The following is a 355-nucleotide window of genomic DNA, read 5'->3' as shown; positions in this document are numbered from 1 at the left end:
GCATCGACCTGATCATCAACGGCAGCTTCTGGCTGTGCGCGGTGGGCGGCTCGCTGCTGTCCATCGTGATGCTGGACACCGACGTCTTCGCCCTCGACGTCGGCTGGCGGCTGACCTTCGCCCTCGGTGTCGTCTTCGGCCTGGCCATCATGCTGGTGCGCCGCCATGTGCCCGAGAGCCCGCGGTGGCAGTTCATCCACGGCCAGGGTGACGAGGCCGAGAAGCTGGTGAGCGAGGTCGAGGAGGGGATCCGAGCCGAGAAGGGCGCCGAACTGCCGCCGCCCGCCGGTGAGATCACCATCCACACGCGGCGCAGCATCGGCTTCGGGACGATCGCCCGCACGGTCTTCTCCCA

1 protein-coding gene is annotated in these 355 nt (G+C 68.5%); it reads left to right on the top strand.

What is annotated here, in order from left to right; translation table 11 throughout:
- Nucleotides 1–355 (top strand): MFS transporter (locus ACSNOK_RS33575; protein WP_436784552.1); only part of this gene is annotated, 355 nt, incomplete at both ends.

Source organism: Streptomyces sp. URMC 126, from assembly GCF_051386555.1.
Lineage (GTDB): Bacteria > Actinomycetota > Actinomycetes > Streptomycetales > Streptomycetaceae > Streptomyces.
This window is presented reverse-complemented; position numbering and strand designations above follow the sequence as displayed.